This window comes from Vibrio mangrovi, assembly GCF_024346955.1.
Classification (GTDB): domain Bacteria; phylum Pseudomonadota; class Gammaproteobacteria; order Enterobacterales; family Vibrionaceae; genus Vibrio; species Vibrio mangrovi.
Window position 1 is genome coordinate 1,088,037 of the sequence record NZ_AP024884.1, and the last position, 24,787, is coordinate 1,112,823.

Genomic DNA, 24,787 nt, shown 5'->3' on the forward strand with positions numbered 1-24,787 from the left:
TTTTGAATAAAAGGGACAAGTTTTATCTTTTTACTATCTTCACGTGCGTCGCTCACAACGTCAACCTAGTCAAAAGTACAACCGACCTTGCCCACTTTAAAATTCTTGAGTTCAACTAGCTCTTATTTGATTGTTCGAAATTACCGAATTCTTCAATAAACAAATTTACAAATTAAAAAACACCTAATTGTCCAAGTCTTGTACACTGGCGAGTCTGAACATGGGGGTAATGAATGTTGTCACAAGTCGCAGATGTAGTGATCTGACCCGTACAGCCATAAAAACCCCACTGTCCTCCAGGGAGGTTCCCTTCAACTCCATTAGGGCATTGATAAACAACGACTGATTTTTTAGCAGATTTTTCCGGCAAACTCTGAGGAACTAAATTACCGGCATCATCATACATGAGTACCTGTCCTGTCTGACCTTTAGCAAAGATCGGACTTGAGGTTTCTCCTTTTACTTCACAGCTCTCAGGATCATACTTATCGGTACACTCATAAACATCAGCCTTCGCATATAATGAAAATAAAACACTTGAAACGACAGCGATGGTTAAATAAGATTTCATACGATATAACTCCTTCATAATTAACATTTTACAACAAATTATTCCGGCAGCATTTGAACTTATTTTCATATAACAATCAATTCATGTTTCTATCTGTGATCTCCTGACTGAGAGTATTATCACTTTTTCAGAAAGCTGGTGGTCGGATACCACAATACTGATCACATATATGAATTCTATTACATACCTGCCTGATGCTATTTATTGAGAAAAATACCAATACCAGAATATGGTCAACATCATGTAAATTAAATGGGATAAATTAAATGGGACACACACCGTTGAACAATTAAACGGGACACACACCGTCAATCGGTCCTCATCTTTATGAAAGAGCGATATCATTTATCAACCATTACTTTGAATTTACTCGTAATTGTTCATCAAACCACTTTCTCTATCGTGTCTAATTAGTCACGATTCATACATGTTTCACGATACCGACTAATCCATGACAACCGCTCGCTCACAACAGATTTGTCCTGAAATCACACCATACTACCATTGCGTCTCCCGGTGTGTGCGACGCTCATTTCTATGTGGCTACGATAGTTACAGTGGTAAATCTTATGAACATCGGCGTGATTGGGTTGAATCACGGATATTTGAGTTAGCCGCAATTTATTGTATTCGCATTTGCTCCTACTCCGTGATGAGTAACCACTACCATCTGGTTGTCTTCATTGACAGAGAGGCAGCCCTGGCCCTTTCTGCATATGAAGTAATTGAACTATGGTGTACTGAACATCAGATGCCTCCGCTGATTGAGCGTTTTATCTCTGGACAACTGTTTTCTAAGGCAGAATACGATGCCTGTGATCAGATAATTGAAACCTGGCGTCAACGACTCTATTCCCTAAGCTGGTTGATGAAGGAGATTAATTATGAAATTGCAGTTCAGGCTAATAAAGAAGATCAATGTACCGGGCGCTTCTGGGAAGGTCGCTTTAAATCTCAGGTATTACTTGATGAGAAAGCATTACTGGCAGCAATGGCCTATGTTGATCTCAACCCTATCAGAGCCAATATTGCCGAAATTCCTGAACAATCTGAACATACATCAATAAAAGCCCGGCTAATGACACTAAAACAGGGACAAACCGAGACACCACCACTTGCCAATTTTATGGGATGCGCACACCAAGGGAAACAGTATGGAATTCCCTTCAGACTAATGGATTACATCGAACTGGTGGATTGGCTCGGGCGACAAATCAGAGAAGGCAAACAAGGATATATTAACCAACGACAACCAAATATTCTGACCCGCCTATCCATCTCCCAACAGGAATGTCTTATCCTTTGTACCGAGCTTGAAAAGAAACCGAGGATTTGGATTGGCACCTCAGAACGGATCACCTTTGCCAAACATCATCTCAAACGACAGCGGATAGTGGGAATTTGTATCTCTTAATCTACAAGTTCCCCAAACCCAATTTAATTATTGGTGTATTGCGAGCATATCTTGATGATTTCACGTCTTCGTTCCATAAAATCAACTAACCTTTTCATTGCCTGATCCAAATCAGAAGGGCACTTCAGAGAGTACCATAGGGAAGAGTGATGGCTATGTGAGTATATTCCCTATGGTGAGCACTGTATTCTTTTAAGGTGTGTGTCCTTGTTATAAATTCACTTGTTAAATTGAGATTTATGCATAACACTCTTTTAGATACCTTCAAACCACCTTTCTTTGCATTAGGTTGTCGTCATTTACATAACAGATATTAAGTGGAATTATATTGATAACATGATGTTAAAGAGAATATAAATACATGCCATAATCAAAAATGAAACACGTATGAAATTGACATATTTGGAAAACTTAATAACCTCTACGCTTATGTAATTCATAGTATATTTATCACTAAACAATAACTACAAAGGTTAGGTTTTATGTCGGCATCCAATAATCGAATTTTTTCGATAGTTTCTGAACAAGAAATATCCCGACTAGATGAAATGATGAAAAATTTCGACTTGGATGTTTCCATTTCAATGTCTTATATAAGACGAATTCAGGGATTACAATTCAAACACTTGGAAAGACGATTCTCTGGAATTCAGGGGAATACATTAAAACGATACATGCACCAAAGCTACCCTTCAATGCGTCCTCTCCATATAGTTGCTGCATACTCATGGATCACAATGGTTCCAATGACCGCATTTTTCACCAACTTAGGCAAAAAAAAGTTCTATAGTGGGATGAACAGCAACTTAGTCGAAGCACTTGCCTGTATCGGGCGCTTGCCTACAGAGACTCTGGACTCGTTTCTGGCAATGATCTGTAGCATGATAAACAAAGAGTCAAGGCTGGAATTTCTAACGTTCAGAAGCAAGCTAGAATCGGAATATGGAAAGATGGATGACCACAGTCATCTATTCCCTCCTGACATACTGGATCTCGACGTTTTTGCCATTGATTACTATCGTTCCGTCGCGATTGCAGTAAAAAAATTCCGAGAGGAAAATAATCTCTCAATCGCTACGATGTCCAGAGTTCTTGGTTTATCAAAACACTCCTATAGTGCTTTAGAAAACCCCAATAAAACCACCCATTTCCCCGTATCAATCGGGTTTAGGGTAATGCAAGGCTTTCAGCTCAATACCCATGTTAATTTTACCAGTGAAATGAAATACTTCCCTGAATTTCATAAACTCAGACAGGTTCAACATATCCAACATGTTCGAGAGAGACTGACGGTTGAAGCATTGAGACGGCTTGGAGAAAGTGAGCGAGAATCAATGGTTAAAATTCTGATAATTTTATTAGACACATATAAATAAGAATACGCCTTCCACTAAATTTAAAGTGCCTGTCCTTATTCGCTTCTTATTAACCTTTATTGCATGCCATCTATTTGATTTTCCGAAGCCCGATTACCCCTAATGCCAGATATCGACTACAGTCTAAACAGGTGTTATCTATAATTTTCACATCTGGACTGTGCTCTCAGGATTAAGAAAGCACAACAGCAATCACTGGAGGAAGTCATGGGTAAGGTAAACCAGATTCTGACAGGTCATTCTTGTGCAACTGATGCTGAGGCAGCCGTTGCAGAACTGAGCGCCCAGATCGCTCAGCCACAAATAGCTTTGGTGGTTTTCTTCTGCTCCAGCCATTACGACTTGCAAAAACTGGCTGTAGCAATCAATCAACATTTACCTGGCATCACCGTTGTAGGCTGTACCACTGCTGGTGAAATTGGTCCCTCTGGTTATCTGGAGCACAGCATTTCCGGCATGAGCTTTTCTGCTGCATGCTGTACAGCGGTAGTCGGCCATCTGGATAATCTGCAATCTTTTGAAATCTCCCGTGGACGAAACTTTGCACAGGATCTGCTTCGTCAGTTGGAAAGCTCAGAATCTTATGTCGATACCAATCGTAGTTTTGGATTGCTGCTGATTGATGGTTTATCGGTACGGGAAGAACCGGTCACTCATGCTCTGCAAGATGGTCTGGGAACCATTCAGATGATCGGCGGTTCCGCCGGTGACGATCTGAAACTTGAACAAACCTGGGTATTCGTCGATGGTAAATTTCATACTGACAGCGCTGCGCTGATACTGATCAACACGACACTGCCGTTCCACCTGTTCAAAACCCAGCATTTTGTATCCAGCAACGAACGAATGGTCGTCACCGAGGTGGATGCAAAAAACCGGATAGTAAAAGAAATCAATGGATTACCGGCAGCAGCAGAATATGCCCGTATCGTTAATGTAAAACCCGAGCAACTGACATCCGATCATTTTGCCGCCTGGCCGGTTGTCGTGATGATTGATGGCACTGACTTTGTCCGCTCGATCCAGCACTCCAGTCCTGATGGCAGCCTGACATTTTATTGTGCGATTGATGAAGGTGTGGTGCTCAGAGTCGCTCGTGGAGAAGACATTCTGGGTAAACTGGAAGTGGCTCTTCAGGAACTGGAAGAGAGCTTAGGCCATATTCAGGGAATGTTGGTTTGTGACTGTATATTGCGCAGCCTAGAAGCGGCCCGTAATGGTAGCAAAGAGGCTGTTACACAGCTGCTGTGCCAACACAACGCTGTAGGGTTCAGCACCTATGGCGAGCAGTTTGGCGGGGTTCATATTAACCAGACACTGACCGGAGTTGCTATTGGTAGCAAGGAGGAAACGGATGTCTGAGCAGGACAGTGACACAGAATCCCTGCGTCAGGAGATTGAGCGTCTCAACAAAGTGGTGACTTCTCTGATGGATCGGGCAGAGCGTGAGGCAAACAAACTGACCGGGAATTACGGCTTGTTTCAGGATGCCGTCATGCTGGAAAATCAGGTGCGTCGCCGGACTGCGGAACTGGAATCTGCATTACGCGAAAATGAACGGATAAACCGCGATTTAACCCGGGAACGGGAAGAACAGCGTAAATTGATCAAAAAGCTGGAAGATGCCCATAATCAGTTGCTGCAATCGGAAAAATTAGCATCTATTGGTCAACTGGCCGCAGGTGTCGCCCACGAAATTAATAACCCGATTGGTTTTGTCAATTCCAATCTGGATATGCTGGAAGAGTATGTTGGCCAGTTGCTTCAGCTGCTTGATAAATACTCAGGGTGCGAAACGGAGTTATCACCTGAGTCACAAGCACCAATAGCAACGCATAAACAGAAGATCGACATCGACTATCTGCGTCAGGACATCGTTACCTTAGTTCACGAATCCATTGATGGTGTGGCACGCGTGCGCAGAATTGTGCAGGATTTACGTGACTTCTCACGCCCCAGCGACTCCGAGTGGCAAAGTGCAGACATTCATGCCTGTATCGACAGTACACTCAATGTGGTCTGGAATGAAATCAAGTTCAAGGCAGAAGTGGTCCGTGAATATGGAGAAATCCCCCATATTGAGTGCTTACCATCCCAGTTAAATCAGGTCTTCCTGAATTTGCTGGTCAACGCAGCTCAGGCCATTGCTGAGTGGGGAACCATTACGATACGTACAGCAATGGACAATGATCAGGTCGTTATCTCAATCAGTGATGATGGCGTCGGAATCGATGAAAAAGTCATCGCCCAGATCTTTGATCCTTTCTTTACCACCAAACCGATTGGCAAAGGAACAGGACTGGGACTTTCGGTGACTTATGGCATTATTGAAAAACACGGCGGTCGTATCGAAGTTGATTCCACTCTGGGGAAAGGAACCACTTTCACCATACATCTTCCGATAAAGCGTTCCTGAATTTTTCTGTTTATACAGATTTTTTTACCACCAACAAGAACAGTGGATAAACACCTTCAACCCCATCATCGTTCTTCTTGCGAATCTCGAAATACTGCTCTGTGCTTTGTACGATAAATCCTGAACTTTCCGCAATGGCGACCAATTCCGGAATATCAAATCCATTGTGTCCGGAAAACTCCGGATGATGTTGATGAAATGAACCATCTTCCTGATAAAGATCGGCAATAATCATCGTTCCCCGGCTTTCCAGAACATCATATGCATCAGCAAAAAATCCCTTCACATCAGGAATATGATGCAACGTCATTAATGTCACGATTGCTGAATATTTTGAGTTTAACTCTGACAAACGCTCTATCTGATGAGTATGGATATTACTGATATCTGCTTCATCAATTTTCTTCTGCGCAACATTCAGCATTTCCTGCGATGAATCGGCAAGATGAACATGGGTAAAAGTATCCCGGAACTGAACACCCAACAAGCCAGTGCCACTACCGAAATCAACAATACTGTCGTACGACTGAAAACCAATTTCCTTCACTCTTTCAGCAGTAACCTTCGACCGCTCAACCTTCATCGGGTTACTGTCCCAGGAGCTTGCTACAGAATCAAAATAATGGCTCATGGTGCTTCCTTGTGTTTAAAAAATCTGGAGAGAATGGATTTTCATCATATCTTACCTTTGGGGAAGATACATATGGTTTGTTGTATTTGCCTGTGGTGGTATTGAGGTGTGTGTTTGGTTTATTTCGTTCCAGCAAAATTCGTGACACATATTTTGTTAATTGATTTGACTTGTATGTCATGTTAATGACCGAATGATCTCAAACACCACATTTCGTTACTCACCGAAGTATCCATTTTCTATTTGGCTATAGTGTCCGTAAATCAGTCACATCACCGAAGGAAAAATAATGATAGCGGTTCTTTTTGAGGTAGAAGCCATACCAGGCAAGAAAATGCGCTACTTCCAACTCGCGGAACAGTTACGGCCTCTGCTCGCCGATATTGATGGTTTTATTTCTGTTGAACGATTTCAAAGTACCACAAACCCAGAAAAATTTATCTCATTATCTTGGTGGAGCCATGAACAAGCAATCAAGCAATGGAAACAGAATATCCAGCATCAACTAGCACAGAATGAAGGCAAAGAAACGATTTTTTCTTCTTATAAAATTCGGATTCTCAACTTAACCAGAGAATATGGTCCCAACCAATAAAAGAGAAAAAGATATGTATAACATTCATATTATTTTAAACAATAATCCGGGGGATCTTGCCCGGCTTAGGACAATTCTTGGTAATAACGGTGTGAATATCATAACTCAATAATTATAGTCCCTATGCGAATTGCTTGATACTCATAACGAATAACTATACAGTTGCGCAAACAGTAACCAAGAATTGGTAAGTCTGATGCTGGATCATCAAAAGGACGTTTCATCAGAATGGGAAACATATATTCCGGAATTATCAATGGCAACTCTGGCAGCCGCGATGTCCGACACCTCACGGATGAAAATTCTTTGTGCACTGATGGACGGGCGGGCATGGACAGCCACAGAACTCTGTTCGGTGGCAGATATCGCCCCATCAACAACGAGTGCTCATTTATCCCGTCTGTTAAAAGCAAATCTAATTACCTGTTTATCTCAGGGGCGCCACCGATATTTTCGTCTTTATAGTTCACACATTGCTTCATTTCTGGAAAATATGATGGGAGTTTCTTTTCATACAACTCACCCATCACGCAAGAAAGTACCACAAGAGTTATTAAAAGCGAGAACATGCTACGACCATCTAGCCGGTGAAATCGCGGTGCAAATCTACGATTTTTTATCAAAAAACCAATGGATTACCGATGACGGAAACAATTTAACAAAATCTGGCAGAGAGGGATTTACACAATTAGGTATTCATTTTGATGAGAAAGTAAAACGCAAGAAATGCTGTGCATGTCTGGACTGGAGTGAACGAAAGTTTCATCTTGGCGGACATGCTGGAGCGATGCTGTTTGAGTTTTTTGAAACAAATAACTGGATTCAAAGAGTCACCGGATATCGAGAAGTCATCATTACAAAGCAAGGGCACCGTGCTCTTAGAAAATATTTTAGCCTAGAGACTGAGTAAAACAGGGAGTTATTCCTATCATAATTCAGTTTACCATTAGTCGCTAATACTAAGCCTGTAGAAATGAATGTACATAATTTCAATAAATAAAAATATCAACCCAATAAGTCCAGAATAATGCTTCGTTACACTTCGATTGTTTTTATATAATAACGAGATCTATACTCACTGAGATAAGCAAGTTGACTCACAGTGAGTGTATTTCATGTATATGAAAGTAGAAAGAATAAAAAACAATCATCAGTCGGTCACTCATACTATCGATGAAAGAAAAGAAGGTGTGATTCAAAAACGTGGTTTCTTCGATCACAGACCAGAATCGATCAACCAACCAAGTATGAAATATTTAATTGATAATCGCTCTACTGTTTTTCAGCTTCATACAGCATCGAAACAACCCATACAATTTGTCAGAGGAGTGAATAAACAAGAGAGAACTCGACATTTAAATGATGTGACATCACTGCGCGGGCATATCATGTATGCCCGAGATCATCCGGTCAAAACAAGAAAAGCAGGACGCAAATCTCAGGCACGGAGCTCAGTGAAAAAGAAATTAACCCCGAGAGAGCGTTTCTTTACTCATACTGAAGGGCATTACGTCAGAACACTAAATAAAAGAAATGTTACAGTCAGAGCACACGTGGATGAAGAAAATAAAGTAATGACGCACGTGTTACAAGGACGTTTGGATATGTGTAAAAACTGTCAGCAATTTTTACTACCGGAACTGAAAAGAAAATACCCGCGATACACCCATCAAGTACATTATTCTTTTCATGATTTAACCGGCTCCAGAACCTTCTGGAACAAACTAGGTAAGAAGAAAATGGTCACGAGAGTTGGTAATGATACCATAACAAGGTACAACGAATCAGAAAGATAGCAACTTTTCGTCATCCTTCCCCCTAATTGTAATTCCATATGTACCGTTACAAGGAGATTGAGGTGTGTGCCCGGTTTATTTGAGCATACATATACGATGAGGGATTTAAAGTGCCTGTCCTTATTAGCTCCTGCTTATTAGCTTCACCCAACCAAGAAAATCATCAGTTCCCCGATGACTGAAAGCGAATCAAGCACGGCTCTTATCTGATCCGGATTCGCGACAACCGAATTCTTTTTGTATATTTTTATACCAATTCAGTACAGTCATGAGTCACATGAAACGCTTGCAAGTGAGTTGGAACGACAAAAGAAAAGGCTCTGAAATTAAATTCTCAGAGCCTTTATCAGCAGCTTCGAGCAGCGTTCAACCGAGCTGCTTCACTGATCGGCATAAGTAAAACCTGCCTCTTCTCTTATCACTACCTATTAAAGATTAATGGGAAGCGATCCACTGTTTCAGTGTATTGTATACGGAGCTGGTCATCCGAGTACCACAGTTACGGGAAGATGAACCGGTTGTATGAATGCCACGCACGTAGTTATTCTTATCCCGGATACCGCTGCCACTTTGGCCACCGGCTGTATCCAGCGTATAGCAGACACGATAAGAAGAAATGGTATTGGTCGCACCGGAGTCAGTCCACAGCGTCCAGTGTGTTTTATCACCCGGATATCCGGTCACCGAATGAGTACCGCCGGAATAAACGCCCCAACCAGAAGACCCACCATGTGGTGCTTTTTGCAACACGATTAACCCATAATCATAATTAGAATTACGGTTATCAAACCAAGCTTTGGTGGTGACCGCAGTTTTCCACCCTGTGGTTCCCCAAGGTTTTGCAGAACCATTCTGCCCGGCGGCGAAATCCAGATTCTTATACCAGCTACCACGACCGTCTGCCACACAGTGGCCCGCTGTCAGTACATATTTATTACCAATTAGTGTACCAGTACATCCCACTGAAATGTGGCCGATATAGTTGTAAGGTGAAACAGTTGTATTAGTGATCCGGGTTCGATCATCACTACCAATGACCACCCCCTGAATATCCTCTTCTTCTCCGGTCACTTCAGGTTTCACCGTTGATTCCTGTTCCGGTGTAGTAAATAAAGTGGCATCCAGACCCAGATCATCAAATGTTCTAATTGCGTCCTCAAGTGCTTGCAGTGTTTCTGCTGAAATCTCAGCGGTGGATTGATTTCCCTCACGATCAACGGCAATTGCGCTCATTGCATCTGCCCGGTCAACAACAGAGTCACTGAACGTCGGATCATCATTGGTAAATTCCGGCGGCTCAACTATATTAACACCATCAATAAAGTTAGCTTTCTGAGCGATTTCGGTAAATAGTGCTAAATCACTGGCCTGAACACCCAGTGAGCACAGACCAATGATTGAGAGGGATAAGATTCTAAACTTCATTTTGTATTCCTTTAGATTCAGATTAGAAAGTAAGCAGCGTTCTGACATCCTGCCACTGCTAGATATGTTGAAACATCAATAATCAACAACATGCATAATAGCTTAAGTTTTCAATTTCAGGAAAGCTTAAAATCAGTATTCATCTCATCACTCATTACGCGGACACCCGCCCTAATCAATCTCTCATCATTATGCAATCAGTCTGATCATTGATGACTAACAAAGTTGAACTCACTCGGAATAAGCTGTTGAATCGGTTTCCTATCTCGCCTCAGTCCACCACGATAAGACGCACGTTTCATCATCCCGAGAGTATCCATGACAACTGCCCGCTCACAACTGATTTGCCCCGAGGTCACGCCCTACTATCACATCGTCTCCCGCTGTGTCCGGCGCTCATTTTTATGTGGTTACGATAGTTATAGTGGTAAATCCTATGAGCATCGCCGTAACTGGGTGGAATCGCGTATCTTCACATTAGCTTCTATTTACTGTATTGGAATCTGCTCTCATGCAGTGATGAGTAACCATTACCATATGGTTGTCTATATCGGTAAAAAGAAGGCTATCTCTCTTTCTGACCATGAGGTCATTGAACGATGGGGACAAGAGCATCAACTCCCCCGACTCATTCAGCGCTTTCTCGCCGGCCAGTTGACTTCTCAAGCTGAACATGATTCTTGCACCCAACTCATTGAAACCTGGCGTCATCGCCTGTATTCCCTCAGTTGTTTTATGCAAGAGCTCAATTATGAGATTGCCGTCCGCGCTAACAAAGAAGACCAGTGCAAAGGACGATTCTGGGAAGGGCGGTTTAAATCTCAGGCTTTACTTGATGAGAGAGCCCTGTTAGCCGCAATGGCCTATGTTGACCTCAATCCGGTCAGAGCAAACATGGCTGACACGCCTGAGCAGTCTGAGTACACTTCAATTAAAGCCCGACTGACCTCACTGGAGCAAGGAAAAACCGAAACCCACGGTTTAGTGAACTTCATCGGCTACGAACATCAGGATAAATCCCAAGGCATTCCTTTCCGGCTGATGGATTATATCGAATTGGTCGACTGGGTCGGGCGACAAATCAGAGAAGATAAACGGGGCTATATTAATCAACGCCTACCCAATATTCTCACGCGGTTGTCTCTGCCTCAGCAGGAATGCTTCAAACTCTGTACCGAGCTGGAAAAGAAACCCAGACTCTGGATTGGCTCGACTAAACGGCTTAATCTCGCGAAACAACAGCTCAAAAAGCAGAGAATCCTCGGGATTCATATTTCCTGAACAATACCATTCAATATCAATTCAGTTGCTTACATCCGTCATCCATTCAAGCCGATGATTCATCTTTATCGGCGCGCAAGACTGCTCTTCATCATTCAATAACCCGACATAAAATCGAGCAAAAAACAACGCATCTCGAGAACTGGCTTAGAAAAAACAGAATGACTTCAATCTCTGAACGAATCCATTCCTGAGGTGCGTGTCCTGATTATTCTGCGTGTCCTGATTATTCTGATTATTCTGATTATTCTGATTATTCTGATTATTCTGATTATTCTGATTATTCTGATTATTTCTAATATATCTAAAACCATTGTCGTTTCAAATTATAAACAAGCTTGCGAGCTAATTGACTCATTAGTTGAAGAAGGTATTAAAGCCGTTGAACTCTGTGGTGGGTCGGTGAAACGGGCTTGTTTAGGATGGTTCCAGATACCGTAAAATATTCAGTGTCATTTCTTTAAACTGAACCCAAAAGGAAATGACACTGAATTTTGAACACTAGCTTAAAAACTAATTAATTTATTTTTTTATAGAAAAATTTTCATTAAGCCATTTTGAGAAAAGAATTTCATATAATTTCTCCGGAGACCCTGTAGACAATGGGATGCCATTTACCTTACTAGGGCAACTTGCTGATGACAGACGGGAGGTATTTATTAACTTCTTATCTTTTAATGAATACATAGAAATCAAAACAGACGCTTCATCATAATAATATTCATTACAGTTGATCCCTAGTGGATCACTCCATTTTTCTACACGTGAATATATTAAATAATCATTTTTATTAATAGTCCCTATTTCTAATGCCTTATCTTCAGTTAAAACATTTCTATCAGTCGTGACACGAGATGTATACTTAGATAATTCATCATTGGCAATTCTTAATGCAGAAATATCACTTCCTTCTGCTACTTCATCAGAATTTATTGGTGATAAATAGGTCATTTTCATGCCACTACCACCATTTACCAAGTAGATACTAACACTCTGTAATGGTATTTTAGAACTATTATCTAAGACTTTACCATTGATGGTATCAATGTTATAACTATTTGATGAACATGCAAAAACAAACAATGTAGACATCGATATGAAAATTATTTTAATTTTTTTTATCATGAGACAACCTTATAATACTATAAAATAAAGACACTCCAAAAACATTTATCAAGTCATCCTTTTCATATTTCCATGAACCCAACCATTTCTATATAAACATCGTCCATTTGTTAAAGATTATATGCAAACCTTACATTTAGATAATGTGTAAAAAATAGGTCTATCCATAGAAGTAAAAATAGATCACTCTACAGATAAAGAACAACAAAAATTTATTAAATATCTTCGTATTCAGAGGATGACTTAGCATAAATATCGTCCCAAAGTAGGGATTCATTGTTTTTGTTAGGAACGTATTTTAAATTGCAAATTAGTCAATAGCAATGATCATCTCATAAACAACACACTAATTTATTGAATTTATTGATCTATGACGCCTTTTTATATCTAAATATAAGCTATTGAAAAGACAAAATATGCAACAAGTTAATTATTGCTTTATATTTATTCGCTTCTTCATCTATCCAATATAAAAATAACTTCAGTAATATCATTTCCTATTTTGGGCACACACAATGTAAATGCAGAACTTCACCACTACACCGGTCCCGGCAGGTCAATTCCATTTTCTTCCATTTTGCCCATTCGGTGATAAATAGCATGAGCTGCATCGATAAATGGCATGGCCAGAGCCGCACCACTGCCTTCCCCTAATCGTAATTCCATATGGATGAATGGTTTTAAGCGGAGATATTCGAGTGCGATTGCTGCACCTTTTTCTGCGGAAACATGGGAAGGGATCAAATAATCCCATACGTTAGGTTCAATCAGACAAGCGATCATAGCTGATGCATAGGACAGAAAACCATCCAGCACCACCGGGGTTTTCATGGCGGCAGCACCCAGAATAGCACCACTCATTCCGGCCAGATCAAATCCTCCGACTTTCGCCATCACATCGATCGGATCATTGCGATCCGGCTGATTAAGAGCAATAGCCTGAGCAACAACCGCTTCTTTATGACGTAATCTGCTGCTGGGCAAATTCGCGCCCAAGCCAACGACTTCCTGAGGTGCTTTCCCGGTTAAAACGCTCACAATAGCAGCAGCTGGTGTTGTATTGGCAATACCTAACTCACCGATCCCAATCACACTGAGTTGCTCTGTATCAATGGTTTTTCTGACGTATTCGGCGGTATCTAAAATTAACTGCTCTGCCTGCTGGTAAGTCATCGCCGCCTGTCTGAAAATATTGCCACAACCCTGTGCGACTTTCATATCGGTCACACCATCGGGGGCCGGCCCATCGATCCCGACATCAATCATTTCAACATCAATACCGAGCGAGTGACTGATAGCTGCCACACCAGTCAGACCATGAACCGTATTCACGGCCTGTATTGCTGTGACTTCCTGCGGGGTAACCGCGACATTTTCAGCAAAAACACCATGATCCCCGGCCATGACAAAAATTTTCTTCTTACCGGTTTTCCACTCCGTCGTCCGGTAGATTGCGGCCAGTTGGCAGGCCATTACTTCCAGCTGACCTAAACTGCCGACCGGCTTGAATAAGCGATCCACATGGGCTCGTGCCATTTGACGAATGGTTTCATCAACCGGAAAAATCGATGCTTTCAAAGCGGTCAACTGCGGGTTCACAAGATACCTCCTGCATGTCAAAAATTTGTGTCGGAACAACAATATCTCCAGATAACCTCAGGCCGTTGATTTCTGGCCCGGCATCCATGAAATTCCCCAGTCTTTCATTTCCTGTTCATTGCGAAATAAAGGCATGCCCAGTTCCTGATGCATTCTGACCAGCCATGGCTGCTCCAGACCAATATTTTCAATCGATGTTTTATCCAGAAAAACGCTTTCCGGTTTCCCTGCTGATACAACTTCGCCACCGGACATCACATAAACGTAATCACACAACTCATAAATCAGATTAATATCGTGACTCGACATCACAACGTGTTTTCCGAGAGAAGCGAACGAGCGGATCAGTGATTTCATCTGCCGGGTTCCCACCGGATCCAGACCTGCAGTTGGTTCGTCCAACAGTAAATACTGACTGTCCAGTACCAGTGCCCCGGCGATCGCAACCCGTTTTTTCTGTCCATAACTGAGATACTGAACCGGCTTACTGACAAGACTTTGCCCGTCCACCAGAGACAAAGCGTGTCCGACACGTCGGGTAATTTCTGATTCGTCAATGCCCAGGTTTCTTAAGCTAAAGGCAATGTCGTCAAAAACGTCGGTATAGAAGATTTGCTGATCCGGTTCCTGAAAAACCAGCGTGACCCGCTGACGATGTTCAATCAGGGATTTTTTGCTGTATGCCAGCGCCTTTTCCTGCCACAGCACCTCGCCATGACACGGTCGGTACAATCCGAGCAATATCTTGAACAGAGTCGATTTTCCGCAACCGTTCGCACCGACTACGCCGACCACACCATGATCAGCAAAGTTCATCGACACCCGATTCAGCACTTGCGAACCATCATCATAGACAAAATCTACTGCCTGAACCGATAATGTCATTGCGGAAACTCCCCCTGATACAACTTCACGAAAAGAGACTCTTTCATCTGTTGATGGCGAATCAGTACACGCTGCAACAACATACCCGCCAGCAATGCCAGAGACTTCAGCCAACCACGGCGATGGATATAACCAAAACGCAATGTCTGAGCGCTGAAAATTGCGTGGGCTTCTTCAATGAAGATAAAAATAAACCGATAGGTCAGTAACACCTGCTCAATCAGTACTGTCGGTAATCGGGTTGCCTTCAGGATCGTGACACACTGACTAAAGGGTGTAGAAATGACAAAACAGAACGTCGCGGCAATCGAACACAGACAACGGGACAAAGTTACTCCGGCGATCCCCCATAAGTCACGGCTGACACCCACAAACCCATCAGCGACCGGCACACTGATAAGCAAATCATCCGGATGCTGGTGATAAGTCATCACCATGGCTGTCACACTAAAGAGCAGAAATCCGGCTGGCAGGCTCAGCCAGCGAAGGTATTGCCGGAGTGAGATTCTTCCACCGAAGCAAGTCAGAAAAACCATCAGGAAAAACAACCCCCACTGATACACAACCGGCAGTGTCAGCGCCAGTATCAGTGTCAAAAGATAAAGCCATCCTTTATACACCGGCGGCACGTTGACCCACCGGCTCCGATAGGCATATTTATCAATGATCAGCATGACGACTTCGACGACCCTGATAAAAACCGAGAATATAGAAAATAACCGCAGCACCAAGTGAGCCCTGTAAGGTGAACAGCAAGCTCTCAATCTCACCACTGGCCGGTTCAAATACCGGCTCGAACCACGGCTGATAATCGGGGGCCATTTCGGTAATCACCGATTCCGCCTGACCGTCTGAACCGCCGAATTCACCATGAATACCTAAGACAAACGGCATCGCAACCAACAGACAGACCATCAGGATAATCACTAGACTTTTTTTCATCTCGCTTTCCTTCATCTCAGGGCACCTTGAGTTTTACCAAGCAAAGCCCGTTTGGTAATTTGTTCATAAATCAGCACGGTCAGTAATCCTTCCGCAATCGCAATCGGCACCTGAGTCAGAAGGAAAACACCCATAAACTTACTGACCGAAGCGAAAATACCCAGTTGCGGATCGGGAAATGCCAGACCAAGCTGAACCGACGTCACGAAGTAGGTGGCAAGATCAGCAAATGCGGCACACAGGAATACAGCAACATCCTTTCTGATCCTCAAGCGATTAGCAGCAATCCATATCAGATATCCGACCAAAGGCCCGAGAACCGCCATCGACATCCCGTTAGCTCCCAGAGTTGAAAGCCCGCCATGAGCCAGCAACAACGCCTGAAACAGCAACACGATGCCACCCAGAAGCGGCACTGCCATAAAGCCGAACATAATCACCGCCAGACCGACACCCGTTGGATGAGAACAGCTGCCGGTAACCGAAGGGAGCTTTAACGCAGACAGCACAAAGATGAATGCACCACATAGAGCCAGCAGAATCTTTCTGTCGCTATCGTTAGCGACCATGTGTTTCAGCTTTCTGATGCTCAGCGCCAGAAATGGCAAAAATAATACCCACCAGCTCAGTGCCCATACCGGGGGCAGAAATCCTTCCATGATATGCATCGCATTTGCACTCATGGGAAACATAAAAAACGCTGCGGCCCAAATGGATATGCCGAGTTTTTTGCGGAAAAGATGATAAAACATAAGTCTGATCCCTTATCTGTCGTCTAATGTTGATGCCATCTTCTGTTCACTACACTTTTTGTTGACGATATTTTCTGTTCACCAGAATGGTTGAAAAATAAGGAAGTGCTTCACCGGCCTTGATGGCAGCAAGCTCCGGGTAATACATTTCATTTTCCATCGAAGCATTTGCCATCAGAATGGCACACTGCAACAATCCGAGTTCGGCAAGGAGTGCCCGAATTTTTTCGAACCGACCATAAACTTTCATCAACACCACACACTCATGATCGATCAGAGCCCGGCGCAACACTTCTTCGTCTGCCGTACACGACATCACCGCCATGGATTGCTGCTCCATACAGAGCGGAAATTGTGCCCGTGAGGCAATCCCGGCGAACGAAGTAATCCCCGGAACGACTTCGATATCAAGCTGCGGCCCAAGACGTTCAAGCAGGAAAACCCAGGTGCTGAACAGCATACTGTCACCCAAAGTGATAAAACCGACCTGTTTCCCGGATGTCACGTCCTGCGCCATTTCAGCAGCAATTTCATCCCAGGCCTGACGTTTTTCCCCGGCATCTGCCGTCATGGGAAAGTGACGTTCTTTGATCAGCACCTGCTCACTCAGATACTCGCGTACAATCGACAATGCCAGACTATCGCCCTGCTTACGGCTGGCCGGTGCATACAGCACCTGAATTTCACCCAGAATCCTAGCGGCCCGGACAGTGATTAAGTCGCTGGCTCCCGGACCGGTGCCAATCGCAAACAGTTTTCCCGTACTCATGCGACCTGCTCCTCTGCCGGTTGTGTGGCTGCCAGATGATCAACAAACAGCTGCCGGATGAGCTGATTTTCTCCCAGTCCCTGCACAATGGGCTCAGCTTCAATACCTGCCTGCCGGATCAGCACTTTCCACGAATCGGGTTCATCGGATGCCATGTCATTGATCGCGTGATCACCGGCAACCAGCATCAGTGGCATTAAATAGACTTTACGGACATTTTCCTGTCTGAGGCGGTTAATGACCGAGTCGATTCCCGGATAACTCTCCACGGCACCAACAACAAATGGCAGTTCATTTTCCCGGATCATATGGTCCAGACAGGCATAGGCAGAAAATGCATGATGAGTCGCGCCGTGTCCCATTAACACCAGACGCTCATCGGCTTCAAGTTCAGGAGACTGATATTCAATAGCCTCAATCAGACGATTATAGTCATCAAAACTACTCAGCAACGGCACACCGATTTCGATTCGTTCAAACCAGTCTCTGCAATGCTCGACTTCGCGGACGATTTTTTCATACTCGTCACCATTGATAATATGTAATGACTGGATCAGTACATCCCGGTATCCGGCGCGTTTTAACCGTTCCAGAGCCTGACGGGGATTACTGATTTCAATTCTGTCCCGCTGAGATAACTTCTTAATGATCATTGAGGAAGTGAAGGCACGAAAGAAATCCCGCTCGGGGAATGCGTCTGCCAGTTCCTGTTCACACACTTTAATATTTCTCTGCATGGCTTGCGGATAACTGGTTCCGAAACTAATCACTAACAGGGCTTTTTTCATAAAGTACATTCCTTCTGTTTCCACTCATAGAACAATGCTCCGCACGCTTCAACACTGTGTAAGGTCTGGGCATAGTGTTCAGCAAAAAGCTGAGGAGGACGTTCAATCACAATACAGGTCATCCCGAGTTCGATACACGGCGCCACTTTTTCAGCAAATCCACCCGCCTGACCGGACTCTTTAGTAATCACTACATCGGGCTGAATGGTGTCGTATAAGGCGTGATTCATTGCCGCAGAAAATGGGCCTTTCATTGCAATAATCTGGTCACTGCCAAGTCCCAGAGACTCACATTCAGCCACAACACCGGATGTCGGCAGTACTCGCGCATACAAGGTTTTATCAGTGAGTAACCGGCTGAAAAGTGCCAGATCTTTGCTGCCGGTGGTCAGCAGAATCTTCTGCTGCTCAGGCAGAATGCGCTGACAGGCCTTTGCAATACTGCCAACTCTGATGACCAGCGGATGTTCAATAAAATCATGCAGAGCCGGACGCTCATAACGAATCACCGGACATGCGCTATTCATACCTGCGTTCACGATGGTTTCACGCAATATCTGCGCATACGGATGAGCCGCATCAATCACACAATCAACCCGATGCTCCACGATCCATGCACACATCGTTTCGCTATCCATTCTTCCCTGAATAACAGGCGCGGTAAGCGATTGGGCAGCAGCTTCACCTTCCGGAGTCGCAACCGACAGCGTATAACGGATATGGTATTGCTCCAGCATCCGGCAGATTTCCACGGCATCCGATGTTCCGCCAAAGACCAGCACATGGTTCGGACTCACAACGTATACCCTCTCGGAGTAATCATCATGCCCTGTTCCACGTAGGTGGACTGATTGCCGACAATGACCATCGTCCGCATATCCACCAGCTCAAAATCCATCGACTCAATCGTTGTTAACCACTTGGTTTCTTTGCGCCGTCCGGCCTCTTTGACAATACCAACCGGCGTATCCGGTTTTTTATAAGGAGACATCAGTTCGAAAGCATGGCGCAAATGCCCTTCCCGGCCACGACTGCGCGGGTTATAAAAGCAGATCACGAAATCAGCTTCAGCCGCTGCGGTAATGCGCTTCTCGATCACCGGCCACGGTGTCAGCAGGTCACTCAGACTGATATGGCAAAAGTCATGCATTAGCGGTGCACCCAATGCCGCACCGGATGCAATACTGGCCGTCATTCCCGGAACAACTTTGACTTCCACATGCCATTCCTGCTTCGTGACCATCTCCAGAATCAGTCCGGCCATGCCATAAATACCAGCATCACCACTACTAATCAGCGCAACAGTTTTACCGGACTGGGCCATTTCCAGTGCAGCCTGACACCGTTCGATCTCTTTACACATCCCGGTTTTGATCACCGGTTTATCTCCGACCAGTGCTTTCACAAGATGGGTATACGTTTTATATCCGACGATGACATCGGCGGCTTCAATTGCCTCCCGGGCCTGAGCTGTCATCATATCGATACCACCGGGACCAATTCCTACGACATATAGCATTACTTGATGACTCCATAAGTCAGGGTTATTCCTTGTTGTCTGACGGTTTCTCCCAGCAGACAACCGTGACTGAGCAGCCAGGCTGCCGGTTGAGAAACACATCCGACACCCACGGTTTTTTGCACGAATTCCGATTGAGGAAACTGGTCAGAACACGTACTTAACGCAGCTGCGCTAAAAAGTTTGAATGGCACCTGAAAGTGTTTGGTCAGATGCAAAATGGCAGGTTCATCGCGCTTGATATCAATGCTGCCAACCACAACCAGAGCAAGCGGATGGATATTGAGCTCTTGTATCTGTTGCTCAAACAGTGTCAGTAACTGTTGTGATGAGACGCCTTTCCGGCATCCGATTCCGGCGACAAGTCGCTTGGGGATCAACTGAAAGCTGGGAACCGGCCAGCGGGGCCGTTCTTTCTGCATCGAGACATCAATCAGAGCAGATAACTGGTGATGCTCCACTTCATCTTCTGCCACCACGGTTAACCCGCGGATATCAAAATGGTGGATATCAAAACCGATCGTCTTTTCCAGCCATGGGTCAATATGAATACCAACCGGATGACCACTCACCAACAACTGATTAACGGTTTTGGTTGCTTCCCGGAAATTTTCACTTTCAGCACTGATCTGTTTGGCAAGCAGATCAAAAGAACATTTCTGATTCACGTCGGTTGCCGTAGAAATGACCGGCTGAGCACCAATCACCCCGGAAACATACCGGGCCAGTTCATTCGCTCCACCGATATGACCCGACAGTAAACTGATTACATACTGCCCTTTCTCATCGATCACCAGTACAGCCGGGTCAGTCAGTTTATCTTTGAGTAACGGAGCTATCATTCTGACGGCAATACCACAGGCACCGATGAAAATAATGGCGCTATCACGCAAAAATGCTTCTGCAACCGTCAGCTTTAAACTGCCATGAAAAGGAGTATATCCTTCCTGCACATATTTCTCGGCGCAGTAACACTCCATTGGCAAAACCTGACGCAGCCGGTCTGCGACGGATTGTCCTCCCGGCGTCAGCGTAAACAGAGATACCGATTCACAGTTAACGGTATTCATGGCAAAACTCCGCATCATAGAGTTTGGAGTAGTGATACTCTTCCCCCAGAAAACGGCCAACCAAGATCAATGCTGTTTTTTGAATCCCTGCATCCGTCACTTTCCGGGCGATATCGGCAAGTGTACCTTTGACAACCTGACAATCGGGCCAGGTCGCTTTATAAACCACGGAAACTGGCGTATCGGTCGGGTAGCCGCCGGTTACGAGTTTATCGACAACCGCCGCAATCCCTTTCACCGATAAGAAAATTGCCATCGAAGTCTGATGGCGGGCAAACAGTTCCAGTGATTCCAGCTCAGGCGTCGGAGTCCGACCAGCCATTCGGGTAATAATGAGACTTTGCGAAACTTCAGGCACCGTGTATTCAGCCCCAAGTTCGGCTGCCGCGCCAAGAAAAGAAGAAACCCCGGCAATACAGCGAAAACCGATCTCCTGCTTTGCCAGTTCTTCTCCCTGCTCACGCACCGAGCCATACAAAGATAGATCCCCGGTTTGCAACCTCACGACCAGCTTATCGTTATGAATTCCGTCAACCATCAGTTGAATGATCTGCTGTAAATGCAAATAAGCACTGTCATGGCATTCTGCTTCCGGCTTGCAGTAATTGAGCAGTTCCGGATTGATCAGAGAACCGGCATAGATCACCACATCAGCCTGCTGCAGGATGCGGTATCCTTTTAGTGTAATCAGTTCCGGATCACCGGGCCCGGCACCGACAAAATAGACTTTGCTTTTGTCCACCACTTCCATTATTCATTTCTCCCCTTAATGCATGAAATCACAAACGTCGGGTTGTTCGGTTTAAAGTAATAACTGCTGCCCAGGCGGGTCAGCGGTGAAACCATAATCTGCGTACAATCCAGATCCCGTACCGGACAGTTTCCGAGATGGCCGAGCGCCTGATGAAGATTGCCCTGCAAAATGAAAGTCATCACCAGCCGTCCGCCGTCCGCCAGATGATTCAGTGCCCAGTCAATAATCTCGCTGAGATTGCCGCCACTTCCTCCGACAAAAATTGCATCGGCTTCGCTAAGAACCATGTCACAAGGCGCAATATCCTGAACCAATTCAATATGTTCAACTTCATGTCGCGTCATGTTCTGGCGCATAATCGCAATCGCATGAGTATTTTTCTCAATCGCAGCAACTTTCAGATCAGGAAAACGTAGTGCCGCTTCAATCGCTACACTGCCTGTCCCCGCACCAACATCGACAAAACACCGGGCATGGTTAAGTTCCAGCCGGTCAAGAACCACCGAACGAACCTCCTGCTTGGTCATCGGTACTTTATCTGCCCTCAGAAATTCACTGTCTTTCATCACTGCCTCTCTCATTCAGTACCACTACGACGTTCATGTCATAGGAACGTTGCACCTGATCCGCCTGAAGCATCCAGATTCGTTGCTCTGAATAGCCAAGGTTCTCTCCGATAATGAAAGTGCGCTCCAGTTGACGCAGCCTGGCCTGCTGAGCGATTTCAAACGGCCCCAGATGCTTGTCCGTAACCAATGCCACTTTGTCGTGAGCAAACAGAAAATCGAAGTCCGGCAATTTGCCATGACTGCTGGAGATATACAGATTGTTCATGTCCAGCCCGACTTCAGAAAACAACATCTGGATGGAACTGATACCGGGCACAACTTGTCTTTCGTGTGGCTGAAAATGCTGACAGATACGTTTGCCGATCCCGAACAGCATCGGATCACCCGAAGCCAGTACGACAACATCCCGCGATAAGCAGCGCGCCAGATATTGCATGGTCTGGTCGATATTTCCGGGCATTTCAACCCGTTCGCCCTGAAAATCAGGAAACAGACTCAACAACCTCGGCCAGCCGACCAGAATTTCAGCTTTATCTATCAGTTGCCGGGCCGCGATAGTCATCATGTCATCCTTACCGGGGCCGGTGCCTACAACATAAATCATTGATAGTCCCTCACAATCTCTTCGACCGGGCGGTTACTGCCAAGCACGTCATTGTCATAAGAAAAAAGCACCACATCACAGCGGAACTGGTGACTGGCATATTTCAGCATGTCGTGGATTCTGGTACAGATCCGGTGAGCCAGTGCGGTATACACTGCCTGATAACCCTGCTGTTCAATCAGCTCCAGTGCCTCTTCGGTTGTCAGACAGGCATAAACTTGCTGAAGCAAGGTATTTGGTGCCCCCAGTAAGGCCAGATGCGTTACCAACGTTTCAAGTCGCGCATCTGCAATGTGAGAATGGGTATGAAAAACCCCGGCAGCAATCTTAATCAGCTTGCCGATATGTCCCACCAGCAAAACATGCTGAAACTCAAGCCGATTGGCTTCCTGAAGCATGTAGCCAACGAAATTACTCATCGTCACCACAATATCGTGTTCAATATTCAATTGCTGGCGGACAAAACGCTCACCATGGTTTCCCGGAACCAGAATGATGCTGTCATGACCCTGAGCTTTTTTCTGTTCCAGTTCAATTGCCAGAGAACGTTTCCAGCTCTCCTCTGACATGGGTGTTACAATGCCGGATGTTCCGATAATCGAAATGCCGTTTTCAATCCCCAGCCTTGCATTGTAGGTTTTCTTTGCCCGCTCAATACCTTCCGGAGCAAAAATCTCAACAATCGCGCCCTGATTCGGCCCGATGACTTCCCGGACTTCCTGCTCAATGGTATGACGGGGTGTTTTATTGATCGCAGCAGCACCGACAGGCAGTCCGATCCCTTTCCGGGTCACGGTACCAACACCCTCGCCGCCAACAATATCAATCGATGTACCAGTGCCGAGAGTCACACGGGCATAAATCAGCATGCCGTGAGTTGCATCGACATCATCACCACCATCTTTACGAATCGCCGCAACTGCCTGAGAGGCAAGCACTGATGCATCTTCGACACTCAGATGCAACGGCACTCCGGAAGGTGTGACAATTGAGACCTGATGGATTAACTGTTGGCGCATAACCATCAACGCCGCAACCTTTGCAGCCGCAGTCGCACATGATCCGGTGGTATAGCCTTTGCGGTATGCTTTTCCCCGGTGCCAGACAACCTCTTGCAGGACCGATTCCGTCATCGTTCCTCCCGCATGTCATACAACACGGCATTCACAATCGCTGCCGCCACATTACTGCCACCTTTACGACCTAAAGCGGTAATAAAAGGAAAGTCACTTTCATACAATGCCTGTTTAGACTCAGTCGCCCCGACAAAACCGACCGGAACACCGATGGTTACCGGGCGTATGTCTCCGGCACTCTGCAATAGTTGGAACAGCGCCGTCGGTGCATTACCAAACACAAAAACCGCATTCCCCGTTTCAGACAACGCTTTTTCTACCGCCACCATTGAACGGGTTTTCCCCTGTGCTTTTGCTGTTGCAGCGACATCAACATCTGCAATATGACAGCGCACTTCACAGCCAAACTGGTGTAATAAGGATTTATTCATACCGGAAAGTGCCATGGTGGTATCCGTGTAAAAAATGCACCCGGCAGCAATCTGTGCCTGTAATTGTTCCAGAACTGTCGGAGAAAATTTCAGGATCTCCAGCCAGTCAAAGTCGGCAGTAGTATGAATCGCCCGGGTGATAATTTTCTTCTCCAGAGCATTGTGAAAACGATAATCCGGAAACTCAGAGGAAATGATCTGATCGATGATGTCGAAACTGGTGGATTCTATTTGTTGCGGCTGCTGGATAAAGCTCATGATTTGCTCCCTGTGGTCAATGACAGATGAATACAGGAAAGCACTTCGTGTGGCTCAAGGGGAGAAAGAATGGTCTGGCATTCCGGCGTACATTCGCCGCTATTTGCCAGTGTGTTCAGAATTACTTTCATATGCCATCAA

29 protein-coding genes are annotated in these 24,787 nt (G+C 45.0%); 9 read left to right on the forward strand and 20 right to left on the reverse strand.

The window, feature by feature from the left end; genetic code table 11:
• Positions 1 to 172: 172 nt before the first annotated feature.
• Positions 173 to 571, reverse strand: a complete 399-nt coding sequence (locus OCU74_RS20850; RefSeq protein WP_087482586.1) for a hypothetical protein — start codon at positions 569 to 571, stop codon at positions 173 to 175.
• Positions 572 to 1,022: 451 nt separating this feature from the next.
• Here OCU74_RS20850 and OCU74_RS20855 point away from each other — a divergent pair, with 451 nt between their 5' ends.
• From OCU74_RS20855 to OCU74_RS20870, 4 genes are all read left to right on the forward strand, one after another.
• A complete protein-coding gene (locus OCU74_RS20855) occupies positions 1,023 to 1,985 on the forward strand; it encodes a transposase (protein WP_087482587.1) in 963 nt (320 codons plus the stop codon).
• A gap of 482 nt (positions 1,986 to 2,467) precedes the next feature.
• A complete protein-coding gene (locus OCU74_RS20860; protein ID WP_087482588.1) occupies positions 2,468 to 3,361 on the forward strand; it encodes a helix-turn-helix domain-containing protein in 894 nt (297 codons plus the stop codon).
• 207 nt (positions 3,362 to 3,568) lie between these two features.
• Positions 3,569 to 4,723: a nitric oxide-sensing protein NosP gene (nosP, locus tag OCU74_RS20865; protein ID WP_087482589.1), complete on the forward strand. Its 1,155-nt coding sequence runs from the start codon at positions 3,569 to 3,571 to the stop codon at positions 4,721 to 4,723.
• Positions 4,716 to 5,777 carry an ATP-binding protein gene (locus tag OCU74_RS20870; RefSeq protein WP_200807782.1) on the forward strand — a complete coding sequence of 354 codons (1,062 nt, stop codon included), beginning with the start codon at positions 4,716 to 4,718 and terminating at the stop codon, positions 5,775 to 5,777. Before nosP ends, OCU74_RS20870 begins: the two co-directional genes overlap by 8 nt.
• A 10-nt stretch (positions 5,778 to 5,787) precedes the next feature.
• On the opposite strand, the gene OCU74_RS20875 is transcribed toward OCU74_RS20870, so the two are convergent.
• Positions 5,788 to 6,408, reverse strand: a complete 621-nt coding sequence (locus OCU74_RS20875; protein WP_087482590.1) for a class I SAM-dependent DNA methyltransferase — start codon at positions 6,406 to 6,408, stop codon at positions 5,788 to 5,790.
• Positions 6,409 to 6,697: 289 nt separating this feature from the next.
• Between OCU74_RS20875 and OCU74_RS20880 the strand changes: the two genes are divergently transcribed.
• The 3 genes from OCU74_RS20880 to OCU74_RS20890 all read left to right on the forward strand — a co-directional run bounded on the left by OCU74_RS20880 (position 6,698) and on the right by OCU74_RS20890 (position 8,799).
• Entirely contained in the window at positions 6,698 to 7,003 is a 306-nt protein-coding gene (locus OCU74_RS20880; protein ID WP_087482591.1) for an antibiotic biosynthesis monooxygenase family protein, read from the forward strand.
• A 196-nt stretch (positions 7,004 to 7,199) separates the two neighbouring features.
• On the forward strand, positions 7,200 to 7,913 hold the full coding sequence (locus tag OCU74_RS20885) for an ArsR/SmtB family transcription factor (protein ID WP_234993632.1): 714 nt from the start codon (positions 7,200 to 7,202) through the stop codon (positions 7,911 to 7,913).
• A 205-nt stretch (positions 7,914 to 8,118) separates the two neighbouring features.
• Positions 8,119 to 8,799, forward strand: coding sequence for a hypothetical protein (locus OCU74_RS20890; protein ID WP_087482592.1), 681 nt, complete (start codon positions 8,119 to 8,121; stop codon positions 8,797 to 8,799).
• A 435-nt stretch (positions 8,800 to 9,234) separates the two neighbouring features.
• Here the strand turns inward: OCU74_RS20890 and OCU74_RS20895 are convergent, their stop codons facing one another.
• Positions 9,235 to 10,224, reverse strand: a complete 990-nt coding sequence (locus tag OCU74_RS20895) for a trypsin-like serine peptidase (protein WP_159457473.1) — start codon at positions 10,222 to 10,224, stop codon at positions 9,235 to 9,237.
• 318 nt (positions 10,225 to 10,542) lie between these two features.
• On the opposite strand from OCU74_RS20895, the gene OCU74_RS20900 reads away from it, so the two are divergent.
• Positions 10,543 to 11,505, forward strand: coding sequence for a transposase (locus OCU74_RS20900; protein ID WP_087482594.1), 963 nt, complete (start codon positions 10,543 to 10,545; stop codon positions 11,503 to 11,505).
• A gap of 195 nt (positions 11,506 to 11,700) precedes the next feature.
• Complete coding sequence (locus OCU74_RS20905) at positions 11,701 to 11,946, forward strand: DUF6506 family protein (RefSeq protein WP_087482595.1); 246 nt, start codon at positions 11,701 to 11,703, stop codon at positions 11,944 to 11,946.
• Between the two features lie 81 nt (positions 11,947 to 12,027).
• Here OCU74_RS20905 and OCU74_RS20910 read toward each other — a convergent pair whose 3' ends face one another.
• The 17 genes from OCU74_RS20910 to OCU74_RS20990 form a co-directional block, all read right to left on the reverse strand.
• On the reverse strand, positions 12,028 to 12,630 hold the full coding sequence (locus OCU74_RS20910) for a DUF4823 domain-containing protein (protein ID WP_087482596.1): 603 nt from the start codon (positions 12,628 to 12,630) through the stop codon (positions 12,028 to 12,030).
• Positions 12,631 to 13,167: 537 nt separating this feature from the next.
• Positions 13,168 to 14,229, reverse strand: a complete 1,062-nt coding sequence (cobT, locus tag OCU74_RS20915) for a nicotinate-nucleotide--dimethylbenzimidazole phosphoribosyltransferase (protein ID WP_200807783.1) — start codon at positions 14,227 to 14,229, stop codon at positions 13,168 to 13,170.
• Between the two features lie 57 nt (positions 14,230 to 14,286).
• Positions 14,287 to 15,114: an ATP-binding cassette domain-containing protein gene (locus tag OCU74_RS20920; protein WP_087482597.1), complete on the reverse strand. Its 828-nt coding sequence runs from the start codon at positions 15,112 to 15,114 to the stop codon at positions 14,287 to 14,289.
• Positions 15,111 to 15,788 carry a cobalt ECF transporter T component CbiQ gene (gene cbiQ / locus OCU74_RS20925; protein WP_087482598.1) on the reverse strand — a complete coding sequence of 226 codons (678 nt, stop codon included), beginning with the start codon at positions 15,786 to 15,788 and terminating at the stop codon, positions 15,111 to 15,113. Before cbiQ ends, OCU74_RS20920 begins: the two co-directional genes overlap by 4 nt.
• Positions 15,775 to 16,056 carry an energy-coupling factor ABC transporter substrate-binding protein gene (locus OCU74_RS20930; RefSeq protein WP_087482670.1) on the reverse strand — a complete coding sequence of 94 codons (282 nt, stop codon included), beginning with the start codon at positions 16,054 to 16,056 and terminating at the stop codon, positions 15,775 to 15,777. The genes cbiQ and OCU74_RS20930 overlap by 14 nt, the downstream gene beginning before the upstream one ends.
• 11 nt (positions 16,057 to 16,067) lie before the next feature.
• Positions 16,068 to 16,808 carry an energy-coupling factor ABC transporter permease gene (locus OCU74_RS20935; RefSeq protein ID WP_234993633.1) on the reverse strand — a complete coding sequence of 247 codons (741 nt, stop codon included), beginning with the start codon at positions 16,806 to 16,808 and terminating at the stop codon, positions 16,068 to 16,070.
• A gap of 49 nt (positions 16,809 to 16,857) precedes the next feature.
• Complete coding sequence (locus OCU74_RS20940; RefSeq protein WP_087482599.1) at positions 16,858 to 17,577, reverse strand: cobalt-factor II C(20)-methyltransferase; 720 nt, start codon at positions 17,575 to 17,577, stop codon at positions 16,858 to 16,860.
• On the reverse strand, positions 17,574 to 18,365 hold the full coding sequence (gene cbiK / locus OCU74_RS20945) for a sirohydrochlorin cobaltochelatase (RefSeq protein ID WP_087482600.1): 792 nt from the start codon (positions 18,363 to 18,365) through the stop codon (positions 17,574 to 17,576). The genes OCU74_RS20940 and cbiK overlap by 4 nt, the downstream gene beginning before the upstream one ends.
• Positions 18,362 to 19,162, reverse strand: a complete 801-nt coding sequence (gene cobK, locus OCU74_RS20950) for a precorrin-6A reductase (protein WP_087482601.1) — start codon at positions 19,160 to 19,162, stop codon at positions 18,362 to 18,364. Before cobK ends, cbiK begins: the two co-directional genes overlap by 4 nt.
• Positions 19,159 to 19,884 carry a precorrin-3B C(17)-methyltransferase gene (locus OCU74_RS20955; protein WP_087482602.1) on the reverse strand — a complete coding sequence of 242 codons (726 nt, stop codon included), beginning with the start codon at positions 19,882 to 19,884 and terminating at the stop codon, positions 19,159 to 19,161. The genes cobK and OCU74_RS20955 overlap by 4 nt, the downstream gene beginning before the upstream one ends.
• Positions 19,884 to 20,954, reverse strand: coding sequence for a cobalt-precorrin 5A hydrolase (locus OCU74_RS20960; RefSeq protein ID WP_087482603.1), 1,071 nt, complete (start codon positions 20,952 to 20,954; stop codon positions 19,884 to 19,886). The genes OCU74_RS20955 and OCU74_RS20960 overlap by 1 nt, the downstream gene beginning before the upstream one ends.
• Complete coding sequence (locus tag OCU74_RS20965; RefSeq protein ID WP_087482604.1) at positions 20,941 to 21,705, reverse strand: cobalt-precorrin-4 methyltransferase; 765 nt, start codon at positions 21,703 to 21,705, stop codon at positions 20,941 to 20,943. Before OCU74_RS20965 ends, OCU74_RS20960 begins: the two co-directional genes overlap by 14 nt.
• Positions 21,705 to 22,274 (reverse strand): decarboxylating cobalt-precorrin-6B (C(15))-methyltransferase, encoded by a 570-nt coding sequence (locus OCU74_RS20970; RefSeq protein WP_087482605.1) that lies wholly within the window; start codon positions 22,272 to 22,274, stop codon positions 21,705 to 21,707. Before OCU74_RS20970 ends, OCU74_RS20965 begins: the two co-directional genes overlap by 1 nt.
• Entirely contained in the window at positions 22,261 to 22,881 is a 621-nt protein-coding gene (locus OCU74_RS20975; RefSeq protein ID WP_087482606.1) for a cobalt-precorrin-7 (C(5))-methyltransferase, read from the reverse strand. The genes OCU74_RS20970 and OCU74_RS20975 overlap by 14 nt, the downstream gene beginning before the upstream one ends.
• Entirely contained in the window at positions 22,878 to 24,014 is a 1,137-nt protein-coding gene (cbiD, locus tag OCU74_RS20980; protein ID WP_087482607.1) for a cobalt-precorrin-5B (C(1))-methyltransferase CbiD, read from the reverse strand. The genes OCU74_RS20975 and cbiD overlap by 4 nt, the downstream gene beginning before the upstream one ends.
• Complete coding sequence (locus OCU74_RS20985) at positions 24,011 to 24,646, reverse strand: cobalt-precorrin-8 methylmutase (protein ID WP_087482608.1); 636 nt, start codon at positions 24,644 to 24,646, stop codon at positions 24,011 to 24,013. The genes cbiD and OCU74_RS20985 overlap by 4 nt, the downstream gene beginning before the upstream one ends.
• Positions 24,643 to 24,777 (reverse strand): hypothetical protein, encoded by a 135-nt coding sequence (locus tag OCU74_RS20990; protein ID WP_261856174.1) that lies wholly within the window; start codon positions 24,775 to 24,777, stop codon positions 24,643 to 24,645. Before OCU74_RS20990 ends, OCU74_RS20985 begins: the two co-directional genes overlap by 4 nt.
• Between the last annotated feature and the right edge of the window lie 10 nt (positions 24,778 to 24,787).

What these genes read in the sequence shown, in the direction of transcription:
- OCU74_RS20850 (WP_087482586.1), bottom strand. Translation starts at nt 571, where the DNA reads ATGAAATCTTATTTAACCATCGCTGTCGTTTCAAGTGTTTTATTTTCA.
- OCU74_RS20855 (WP_087482587.1), top strand. Translation starts at nt 1,023, where the DNA reads ATGACAACCGCTCGCTCACAACAGATTTGTCCTGAAATCACACCATAC.
- OCU74_RS20860 (WP_087482588.1), top strand. Translation starts at nt 2,468, where the DNA reads ATGTCGGCATCCAATAATCGAATTTTTTCGATAGTTTCTGAACAAGAA.
- nosP (WP_087482589.1), top strand. Translation starts at nt 3,569, where the DNA reads ATGGGTAAGGTAAACCAGATTCTGACAGGTCATTCTTGTGCAACTGAT.
- OCU74_RS20870 (WP_200807782.1), top strand. Translation starts at nt 4,716, where the DNA reads ATGTCTGAGCAGGACAGTGACACAGAATCCCTGCGTCAGGAGATTGAG.
- OCU74_RS20875 (WP_087482590.1), bottom strand. Translation starts at nt 6,408, where the DNA reads ATGAGCCATTATTTTGATTCTGTAGCAAGCTCCTGGGACAGTAACCCG.
- OCU74_RS20880 (WP_087482591.1), top strand. Translation starts at nt 6,698, where the DNA reads ATGATAGCGGTTCTTTTTGAGGTAGAAGCCATACCAGGCAAGAAAATG.
- OCU74_RS20885 (WP_234993632.1), top strand. Translation starts at nt 7,200, where the DNA reads ATGCTGGATCATCAAAAGGACGTTTCATCAGAATGGGAAACATATATT.
- OCU74_RS20890 (WP_087482592.1), top strand. Translation starts at nt 8,119, where the DNA reads ATGTATATGAAAGTAGAAAGAATAAAAAACAATCATCAGTCGGTCACT.
- OCU74_RS20895 (WP_159457473.1), bottom strand. Translation starts at nt 10,224, where the DNA reads ATGAAGTTTAGAATCTTATCCCTCTCAATCATTGGTCTGTGCTCACTG.
- OCU74_RS20900 (WP_087482594.1), top strand. Translation starts at nt 10,543, where the DNA reads ATGACAACTGCCCGCTCACAACTGATTTGCCCCGAGGTCACGCCCTAC.
- OCU74_RS20910 (WP_087482596.1), bottom strand. Translation starts at nt 12,630, where the DNA reads ATGATAAAAAAAATTAAAATAATTTTCATATCGATGTCTACATTGTTT.
- OCU74_RS20920 (WP_087482597.1), bottom strand. Translation starts at nt 15,114, where the DNA reads ATGACATTATCGGTTCAGGCAGTAGATTTTGTCTATGATGATGGTTCG.
- cbiQ (WP_087482598.1), bottom strand. Translation starts at nt 15,788, where the DNA reads ATGCTGATCATTGATAAATATGCCTATCGGAGCCGGTGGGTCAACGTG.
- OCU74_RS20930 (WP_087482670.1), bottom strand. Translation starts at nt 16,056, where the DNA reads ATGAAAAAAAGTCTAGTGATTATCCTGATGGTCTGTCTGTTGGTTGCG.
- OCU74_RS20935 (WP_234993633.1), bottom strand. Translation starts at nt 16,808, where the DNA reads ATGTTTTATCATCTTTTCCGCAAAAAACTCGGCATATCCATTTGGGCC.
- OCU74_RS20940 (WP_087482599.1), bottom strand. Translation starts at nt 17,577, where the DNA reads ATGAGTACGGGAAAACTGTTTGCGATTGGCACCGGTCCGGGAGCCAGC.
- cbiK (WP_087482600.1), bottom strand. Translation starts at nt 18,365, where the DNA reads ATGAAAAAAGCCCTGTTAGTGATTAGTTTCGGAACCAGTTATCCGCAA.
- OCU74_RS20955 (WP_087482602.1), bottom strand. Translation starts at nt 19,884, where the DNA reads ATGCTATATGTCGTAGGAATTGGTCCCGGTGGTATCGATATGATGACA.
- OCU74_RS20960 (WP_087482603.1), bottom strand. Translation starts at nt 20,954, where the DNA reads ATGAATACCGTTAACTGTGAATCGGTATCTCTGTTTACGCTGACGCCG.
- OCU74_RS20965 (WP_087482604.1), bottom strand. Translation starts at nt 21,705, where the DNA reads ATGGAAGTGGTGGACAAAAGCAAAGTCTATTTTGTCGGTGCCGGGCCC.
- OCU74_RS20970 (WP_087482605.1), bottom strand. Translation starts at nt 22,274, where the DNA reads ATGAAAGACAGTGAATTTCTGAGGGCAGATAAAGTACCGATGACCAAG.
- OCU74_RS20975 (WP_087482606.1), bottom strand. Translation starts at nt 22,881, where the DNA reads ATGATTTATGTTGTAGGCACCGGCCCCGGTAAGGATGACATGATGACT.
- cbiD (WP_087482607.1), bottom strand. Translation starts at nt 24,014, where the DNA reads ATGACGGAATCGGTCCTGCAAGAGGTTGTCTGGCACCGGGGAAAAGCA.
- OCU74_RS20985 (WP_087482608.1), bottom strand. Translation starts at nt 24,646, where the DNA reads ATGAGCTTTATCCAGCAGCCGCAACAAATAGAATCCACCAGTTTCGAC.
- OCU74_RS20990 (WP_261856174.1), bottom strand. Translation starts at nt 24,777, where the DNA reads ATGAAAGTAATTCTGAACACACTGGCAAATAGCGGCGAATGTACGCCG.